This is a genomic window from Allobosea sp. CER48 (genome assembly GCF_044752385.1).
In the GTDB taxonomy this organism is placed as follows: domain Bacteria; phylum Pseudomonadota; class Alphaproteobacteria; order Rhizobiales; family Beijerinckiaceae; genus Allobosea.
Genome location: NZ_JBIWYK010000746.1, coordinates 1 through 1,031, shown reverse-complemented (window position 1 = coordinate 1,031; position 1,031 = coordinate 1). Strand labels below are relative to the sequence as shown.

1 protein-coding gene is annotated in these 1,031 nt (G+C 69.6%); it reads left to right on the top strand.

Annotated elements, in window-relative coordinates; genetic code table 11:
- Positions 1-1,031 (top strand): phosphohexomutase domain-containing protein (locus ACIPIA_RS16955; protein ID WP_400511171.1); only part of this gene is annotated, 1,031 nt, incomplete at both ends.

The following is a 1,031-nucleotide window of genomic DNA, read 5'->3' as shown; positions in this document are numbered from 1 at the left end:
CACCCAGGTCGCCCAGGCTATCGCCGATGCCGGCCTCGTTCCGGTCGACTGCGGCGCACTGCCGACGCCGGCGCTGGCGCTGGCGGCGATGACGCGCGGCGCGGCCGCCGTCATGGTCACAGGCAGCCATATTCCCGACGATCGCAACGGCTTGAAGTTCTACCGCTCGACAGGCGAGATCGATAAGGCTGACGAGGCGCGGATCCTCGCCTGCCATGCCCGCCTCGGGCTGGGCACGGTCCCAGCCCTGCGGGCACGAACCACGGCCTTGGACGCCCTGACCGCCTACGAGGCGCGCTATGTGAGCTTCTTCGGCCCCGCAGCGCTCGCCGGCCTGGCGGTCGGAGTCTACCAGCATTCCTCCGTCGGGCGGGACGCGATCTGCGACGTGCTGGCCGCCCTCGGCGCCAGGCCCGTGCCGCTCGGGCGCAGTGACCGCTTCATCCCTGTCGATACCGAAGCCCTGCGCCCGGAGGACGAGGCACTGGCGCGGCGATGGGCGGCCGAACAGCCGCTCGATGCGATCGTCTCGACCGATGGCGATGCCGATCGCCCTCTCATCGCCGACGAGGCCGGAAATTTCCTCCGCGGCGACCTGGTCGGTGCTCTGACGGCCCGGTTTCTCGGCGCCGACGCGATCGTGACGCCTGTCACCTCGAACTCCGCCCTGGACCGCCCCGGACTTTTCAGGCGCGTGCTGCGCACAAGGGTCGGCTCGCCCTATGTCATCGCCGGCATGCAACAGGCCATCGCGGAAGACGCGCGCATCGTCGTCGGCTTCGAGGCCAATGGCGGCGTACTGCTCGGCTCGGATGTTGTCCACGATGGACGCGTCCTTCCTGCCTTGCCGACCCGCGACGCCCTGCTCCCGATCCTCGCGACTCTGGCGCTGAAGCAGCGTGAGCGACAAGCCCTGAGCAAGATCGCGGCAGAAGCCGGTTTCGCCATCGCCCTGTCGAACCGGCTTCAGGAGATACCGCAGGAGCGCACCGCCGCGTTGATCGCCCGGCTCGATGCCGACGACCCAGCCT